The sequence below is a fragment of the Bacillus massiliigorillae genome, assembly GCF_000380245.2.
Taxonomy (GTDB): Bacteria; Bacillota; Bacilli; order Bacillales; family DSM-1321; genus Bacillus_AD; species Bacillus_AD massiliigorillae.
This window is the reverse complement of sequence record NZ_HG428741.1, coordinates 1,391,836-1,399,909: the sequence shown is the minus strand read 5'-3', so window position 1 is coordinate 1,399,909 and position 8,074 is coordinate 1,391,836. Positions and strand designations below refer to the sequence as shown.

The following is an 8,074-nucleotide window of genomic DNA, read 5'->3' as shown; positions in this document are numbered from 1 at the left end:
AATTTTGGTATTGCACTTAAAAAATAAAAGGTAGCAATGATATTATTATTGTCCAAAAAAGCATTTTAAGTTTAATATAATTTATATCTCTTTTAATGAATTTATATTTTTGATAAAAATATATTATTAATAATAATAGTAATAATAAAAATATAAAAATAATAACTACATCACTTACAAAAAATAGATTTACAATTGCAATTATAAAGATAAGCACATAAAAAAGTTCAAATTTGTAAAGTTTCTTTTCTTTAGGAATCATTGTATTAATATAATCAATAAGTTGTAAAGGAATTAGCCATAAAGATAAACTAGTAATGAAAACTCCTATAACATCTCCACGTGCAGAAACTACACTACTTAAAAAACTTATACCGATTAATACAATTAAAAATGAAATAATCCTATATTGCTTATTTTCTCTTTTTTTCAAATATAGGATTATTGCTATCGCAAAACTTATACAGAAATAAATGATATAAACAAAATTTAATATGATAATTCTATCAGGAAAGCCCTGATATGAAACATTTCTACTAAATATTTTATCATTTTCATATAACAAAATTTCATGAGTTTTTTCTAATTTAAATACAGGATCATCTATATCTTTCTTACAATATATTATATCATTATTGGTTATATTATTATTTTTAGCCCATCCATTTGGATACAATTCGACTATTTCACAAAGATTATTACCAATAGGCATTAACTTCATTCCTACAAGTGGATACACTAAAATGACACTAAATAAATAACACGCAAATAAGAAAAGAATAAAAAAAAGAAAAGATTTATTTCAAGCTTCTTCAAACTTATATCCTATATCCAATAATACGCACTGATTCTAACTTTATTTAAAGACTCTACTATCGCCGCTTCCTGCTCACGTGTAACTCCTAATAATGATGCCTTTTTTTCTTTCACCTTTTCCAAAATATCTGGGTTATTAATAAGATTATAGATAGCTAATTCCATCTAAATCACTCCTTTTCAATAGGTAATTTTGTTTTATTTAATAATTGATCACATAAGAGATCTTTCTTCTCTGAACATAAAGGTAAACTATTAACTTTGTTCATTACTCTATGTTCGTATATTATTTTTTGAGCAAAAGCGAAGTTCAGCGCTCCTGAGTGTTTCAAAGTGGTGATTATTGTATTTTTTTGAGGAAGTAGTTCTTCATAGCTAAGATCACCATAATAATACTTTCTAACTAATTCCCCTTCTTTAATAGCGGGGTTTAATAGATAGAGTATTGGCAAGGTTTTCTTCTTCAACTTCCAATCACTTTTTTCGTCAAATTGGATAACATCTTGAATATCATTTGAAATCTGCGCTATTAGACCTAGGTCATATGAGTAATCTTCTATAATTTGCTTATAGTCCATTTTCGCAAAAGATAATCCAAGTACATTCGCTAACGCCATTAAGCTTCCTGATTTTTGTCTTGTCATTTCCAGATACTGTTCGACATTGTGAATACCATTAATATCTTGATGCTGCCCTTCAATTGCGTTTAATAAATACTTTGTCAAACCTTGTATTAAGACTTTATCATCGATAATCTCTAATAGCTTATGTTGAAAAATCGTCATCAAACTAATTGATACATTGATTGCAGACGCTTGATTATTCTTCATCCAAATAGAATCATAATTATCATTATCTTGAAGATCATCAATAATATCTAACGCTAAAATTAGAACTTCAATACACGATTTTAAATCATTAACTTTACTGTACTCATTGTTAGATTCCGAAAAAATAGAATAATGCAATTCGAGTGATTTCGCAAAAGGAAAAGAATAATTATTTGACTTTTCCTCAAGTACTTCCAATAAATCTTTCTGTAACTGATTCTTGCTAGTATAATCAACTAACATTTGTTCTAATAATGCCTTTATTTTCATTCCCCCTCTCACTCAAAATAGGATATCCATCCATATGAGGATTATATCACCATTTTCGTTATTCTTACATATAACGACGACATATTTACGCAATACCGCAATATATTTGCGGTATTGCGTAAATATACAAATAAAAACAGGAATAGACAAATAAACTATTTTTCTACTCCTGTTATTTTTGCTTGATTGATCTTTTCAATTTTATACTTTACATCATTAGGCGTCCTAAAAGCGATTTTCAATCACTATTAGGACGCCGCTTTATACTTTTAAGATGTTCATACTTGTTTACATTGTTTATTTAAGGTCACTTGAAATGGTTAATTGGCACTACTAATATGTTTTGAGTCACCCTCCTTTTCCTTTAGCTTCTTAATTTGACGAATCTAATCTTTGCGTCCGCCACTTTTTTCCTACTTTTTCTCATTCTCTTTATTAAATGTAAGTGTAACAATATCTACTGCGTGTTTTTTTACATCTTTCTTCTTAAACAACATTGGTTTGTATTTGAAATTGACAAATAGTTCGATTTGATCTCGATAATGTTGAGAGTATTTACCGTTTTGAGAGACAAAACCAATCTGTCCAGGTGGCGTTACATTCATTCCCATCGGTCCTTCTGGTGCCATTTCAACAAAATGGTTTTCACTCCCGCGGTTCATGAAGATGATTGGCTTTTGATCACCAAGTCCATGTGGAACACCTACAAGTGATTGTTCACCAAATGTCATCGTTTGAATTGGTTTTTTCCAGTTCAGCATTGATTTCCCTTGGTTATTTTCCAACTGAGCTATGGCCTCATCAAAACTTTCTAATGCAATTTTTTGAATGGATTGCCCATTAAGCCAGTCATATTCCGTTTTTAATGCCGCTTTATCTCCTTGAACAAGACGGAGAAGTAAGCCATTTCCATAACCATGATCTATATACCCGCGAGTGTTATTAAATAAATCATCACCAAGATCATCTTTTATTACTTTTTGGACAAAATACTTCCACCAAGTTTCCATAATAAGACCTGCTGAAGAATCGTAATAACCGTCACCATTTGTATCTTCGTTAAGACCATTCCATTTATTTAGAAGATCATACGCTTTTTTATATGTTTCAGAATCTTGCTTATCTAGTACATTTAGTAAAAATGGTTTAAACCATATAGCCTTTAAATCTTTAAAACTTGCATCATAATTGACTTCATTTATATCTTCCATTGTTAAAAGATTTCGTTTCGTGATTCCATTAATGTATTCTTGAACTCGATTGTCTGCACCCCATCTAAATGTTTGTTCATTATTATTCCACTCTGGAGCCGGTTTATTGTTCCAATTCGCAACAAATCCACGCTTTGGATTGATTTCAAAAGGATTTTCCTTTGAATTGCGGAATCCTTTCCATTCATACTCTCCAGTACCTGGTGTTGGTAAACGCCAATCAGTTCGTTTATCACGAATTGGATATTTTCCAGTGTGAAAGTATCCGATATTTTTCTTACGATCCGCATAATACCAATTTAAAGACATCGTATATTCATTAGCTGCCGTTTCGAAATCTTTAATTCCATCTGAATAGTTCATCTTCAGGTAAGCAGCCCAACTATCCGCTTCAGTTCCTCGAAAAGACCATTTTTTCGTATAAGCAACATGCTCTGAATCATCTTTGAAAATGACAGGCCCATGAACGCTGAAATATAAATCTTTTTTAACCGTTTTACTTGAACCATCTTTTTGTCTTACCTTAATGGGTTCTGTTCTTTTCTTAAAATCAGTCCATTTCCCATTATATAAATATTGACTAGGATTTTTAGGATTTAGTTGTTCTTCATAAATATCAACTACATCACTAAAACCTGCTGTTGCTGTAAAAGAGAAGTTTTGGGTGGAACCAAACATAATGAAGGGATAACCAATGAAACTTGAGCCTTGTATGTCAATATCCGGACCATGAAGACCTACTTCATAAATAAAACCAGGTGCTGTAAATCCGACTTGTGGCCCGCCAAACATGATAGGATTTGCTGACTTTGACTTTGATGAACCAATGATGACTGCATTACTTCCAATTTTTAAAGGAACACCTAATTCTTCCGTTTGTCGATCAAAATCACTTCTTTTGGCAACTAAACTTTCTCCTGCTTTTGATGCAGCATTATTGGAGAATTGAACACCAAAAGGAGTTCCGCTACCTGATGCAGCCTTAGAATTTGAACTGGTTGGCGCTGCAGGATCGTTTAACCAAAAGATATCGTTAAACATCTTTTTTGCTTTCTCTTCTCCATATTTTTTAGCTAATTCAGCTAAAATCTGTGCATTTGTCAATTCTTGTTCTTGGTCCATAAATCCTGTCATAGAGGCCATATAGAGACGCAGTACTTCAACGCCTGTCCACCGTTCAGGCTCCATGTTATAGTCCTTGAATTCTTTTGATAGTTTTTCTTTAGGTTGCTTTAATGCTTCTTCCACATATTTATCTATCCCTTTTGCAAAGTTTTCTAAAATATTTTTTGCAAAAGGGTCCATATCATTAATCATCTTCTGAACTTCCGCATCACTGTATCCATCACGACGTACCTTCTCATCATGTTCTAAGTACTCTTCTCCAAAAATAGAAGATGCAGTTCCTTCATTTGCTCGCTTGAACATTTCAAGTTGAAATAAACGATCTTGTGCCATCACATAACCGTATGCCTTATACAAGTCATCCATGTTATTGGCATATATATGGGGAACTCCATACTCATCCCGATAGACCTTAACCCCCGAGTTATTTTGGGCATAAACGGGTGTAATGCTAGAAATAATTAATAGTAAACTAAGTATACTGAAGAAAATAGTCTTTTTGACTTTCATGAGAGACCTCCTAACAAAAATTAGCACAAACGTTATCAAATCGTTATTCAATTTGTCATCACAACTATAATTTTCTTTCTCTTTAACATGTGGGTCTTCTCCCTCGCTTTAATCAACTCCCCCTTCTTCGTAATTATTAATAAACTCAACTTCATCATAGATGGGCGTATATCATGCTGAAGGTAATAGAAGTTACTATGTACTAAATGAATAAGCTCCGTTTAAAGATTCTATCTTTCTATTACAATAGTTGAGTTTATAAACAACGAAATGTATAACATTTAATACAAATTAACCTTATACACTGTTATAAGCTTATTATTGCTCCATTTTTTAGTCAATAAATATTCAGAAAATTCATACTATTTATACCGAATAAAGGAAAATAGTACTGTTTATATAATAGATTGAGGTAAAAAGGACTGAGTAAATACACCTTAAATTTTGTACACTACGAAACTTAAAAAAGTGCCAAGATAATATAAAAAGTGTGTTCCTACAAATGCAGAAACACACTTTTTTCTATACTAATATTTCACTTAATAAATATGACAGTCTAACCAAATCCGTATATCTTGAAAAACTTCTAATTTATCAAAATCATTTAAGATTTCATGGCGACCGCCTGGATAGAGCTTATAGTTTACATCATTACATCCAATTTGTTTATATTGCTGATAAAGTCTTTCAACACCTTTTCCAAATTGACCAACGGGATCATTTTCTCCTGAAAGAATATATAGTGGTAAGGTTACTGGAACTTGCGAAATATAATCCTCTTGAAAAATTCGATTTAAAAAAGTTAAGAATTGACGAAAGAAACTTGGTGGGAAAACATGAGCACAATATGGATCTTTTATATATTCATCCACAATAACAGAGTCATTAGCTAACCATTCGTACCCAGTTCGATTCTCAAAACGACTATTATAGCCATTAAAAACAAGTTTTTCTAGACTTTTTGATCTTTTATCCTTTGTTAATTTTTCATAGATATTTGCTATCGTAGCTCCAATTTGCATATCCCAACGATGACTTCCGCTTCCAATTAATAAAGCGCCCGCTAACTCATTTCCATAAAGCTGAATATAGCGCTGTGTAATAAATGAACCCATACTATGTCCAAGGATAAAATGTGATAAATATAAATTTGTACTCTGGATATAGTCAAATAATACTTTCTCATCGTTTACCATTTCTTCAAAACCATTTTCTCCAATGTAGCCAATTCGATCAGCATGTAAAGCACTATTTCCGTGACCACGATGATCCGTAGCGTACACACAATACCCCGCTTGATTTAAATAATAAGCAAATTCATGATAGCGTTCAGAATGCTCATTCATACCGTGTACAATTTGAACAACTGCTTTCGGTTCATCTACATGCCAATATCTCACAAAAATTTTGTGGTTATCATGAGCTGTTAAATGAAATGTAGTTGACATATTATTCCCCTTAAATAGTTACTTTACTATACTTTATCAAATTATATAAACTTAAGAACCATATTTTCTTCTATAATCCACAAGAAATTTCTTTCAATACTTTTCCGATTGAATCATGAATACGAACGGTTGCTACATAATCAAATGGTGTTTCGCTCTTCGTAATAAGTACAATTTTTGCTCCATTACTATAGGCACTTTCAACTAAAGTATTAAACGGAAAAACTTGTAGAGATGTACCTAGAACCATTACTAGATCCGCTTTACTAATTTCTTCATTCGCTTGAAACCATGCATCTTCAGGTAAATATTCACCGAAGAGCACCACCTCTGGACGTACAATTCCCTTACATCCCTTCACTTCACATTCATCACTATCATCTTGAAGATATTTGGAATTATTGTATTCAGTTCCACAAATATTACATTTTAAATTACGAAGATGTCCATGCATTTCGATGACACGTTTACTTCCCGCATCCTGATGAAAGCTATCAATATTTTGCGTCACAATTGCTTTCACTTTTCCTGCTGCTTCCCAATCTGCTAATATTTCATGAGCGTTATTTGGTTTATGTTCATTGATATTGACAATTCTTTTTGTGAAAAAATGTTTAAAAGCTGTTGAACCAACCGCAGATGAATGAGAAATCTCTTCTGGTTTCTTTCCATCCCACAGCCCACCATTAGAACGAAAATCAGGTAAGCCGCTTTCTGTTGAAATACCGGCGCCTGTCAATACAACGATATACTTTGAATCGCGAATATAATCAACTACTTCTTTAAGCATCTATATCCACTCTTTTCTTTTTCAATTTCACTAATAATCTAAAAGATTATTAGCTTGTAACCATGATTTTACTAATGTAATAAAACGTTTTGAAGCTGGAGATATCTTCTTAATGGATTGTGTCGCAATCCCTATTGTTCGATAGTGCTCTCCTTCTAAGTCAACGATTGCAATATCATCTTGTACATCAACAAGAAGCATTTCTGGTAAAATACTGATTCCTAATCCATGTCGTACCATTGCTATAATTGTAGCCTCTTCAACAATTTCATATTTCACTTGAAAAGCATCTTTATTCTTCTTTAATAAAGGTACTACGTCATTATCATTACCCCACTTTGGCATAATAAATGGCTCTCGTTTCATCTCTTCAAATAGTATCGTTTTGTTATGACATAAATGATGATTTATTGGGAGCACACAACGTACTTTGTCCTTTTTTAACGGTACAGTCTCTAATGTGTTAGATGATGGCAATGTTAAGAAACCAAAATCGATAGAACCTTCTAAAATCCACTGTTCAATATCATCATAATTCCCCTCAAATATTTTAATTTCTATTGAGGGATATTGCATTTCAAACTCTTTAATTATTTCTGGTAACCACAACGCTGATACACTTGTAAATGAACCAATTCGTACTGTTCCTACTTCGAGACCATTAATAGATGCCACTTCTTGCTTTAAGCTCTCATTATATTGCAATACATCGCGTATATGCTTTAATACTCGTTCTCCGTTATTCGTTAAGCTAATGCCGGATCGATCTCGATTTAAGAGAGCAAAACCCCATTCCAATTCTAGACTAGAAATAGCGTGACTTACCGCAGACTGCGTCATGCTTAATGATTCCGCTGCTTTTGTTAAGCTTCCTTCCACCACAACTGTACTTAATATTTCAAATTTCGTGAGTGACATTCTGTTTCACTCCATACATTAATTTTTTTCATGTAACATATTAAAATCATTCATTTTATTTAAGAAAATTTTACCTTTATAATACCTAATAGACAATATCAAATCAATTGTTGTCCATGGAACAAGTGAATTTGATTTTTTTCTAGAATGTTGTTT

General features: G+C 32.1%; 7 protein-coding genes. All 7 read right to left on the bottom strand.

The window, feature by feature from the left end:
* Nucleotides 1–16: 16 nt before the first annotated feature.
* Entirely contained in the window at nucleotides 17–712 is a 696-nt protein-coding gene (locus TX86_RS06480) for a hypothetical protein (RefSeq protein ID WP_042347362.1), read from the bottom strand.
* Between the two features lie 113 nt (nucleotides 713–825).
* Nucleotides 826–981, bottom strand: coding sequence for a competence pheromone ComX (comX, locus tag TX86_RS26155; RefSeq protein WP_081707585.1), 156 nt, complete (start codon nucleotides 979–981; stop codon nucleotides 826–828).
* Between the two features lie 5 nt (nucleotides 982–986).
* A complete protein-coding gene (locus TX86_RS06475; RefSeq protein ID WP_042347360.1) occupies nucleotides 987–1,916 on the bottom strand; it encodes a polyprenyl synthetase family protein in 930 nt (309 codons plus the stop codon).
* Nucleotides 1,917–2,329: 413 nt separating this feature from the next.
* A complete protein-coding gene (locus TX86_RS06470) occupies nucleotides 2,330–4,762 on the bottom strand; it encodes a penicillin acylase family protein (RefSeq protein ID WP_042347357.1) in 2,433 nt (810 codons plus the stop codon).
* A 539-nt stretch (nucleotides 4,763–5,301) separates the two neighbouring features.
* The gene (locus tag TX86_RS06465; protein WP_052343561.1) at nucleotides 5,302–6,210 is read right to left on the bottom strand and encodes an alpha/beta hydrolase; all 909 of its coding nucleotides are present in this window, start codon (nucleotides 6,208–6,210) and stop codon (nucleotides 5,302–5,304) included.
* Between the two features lie 70 nt (nucleotides 6,211–6,280).
* Nucleotides 6,281–7,000 carry an NAD-dependent protein deacylase gene (locus TX86_RS06460; RefSeq protein WP_042347355.1) on the bottom strand — a complete coding sequence of 240 codons (720 nt, stop codon included), beginning with the start codon at nucleotides 6,998–7,000 and terminating at the stop codon, nucleotides 6,281–6,283.
* Nucleotides 7,001–7,030: 30 nt separating this feature from the next.
* Nucleotides 7,031–7,918, bottom strand: a complete 888-nt coding sequence (locus TX86_RS06455) for a LysR family transcriptional regulator (protein ID WP_042347353.1) — start codon at nucleotides 7,916–7,918, stop codon at nucleotides 7,031–7,033.
* Nucleotides 7,919–8,074: the final 156 nt, after the last annotated feature.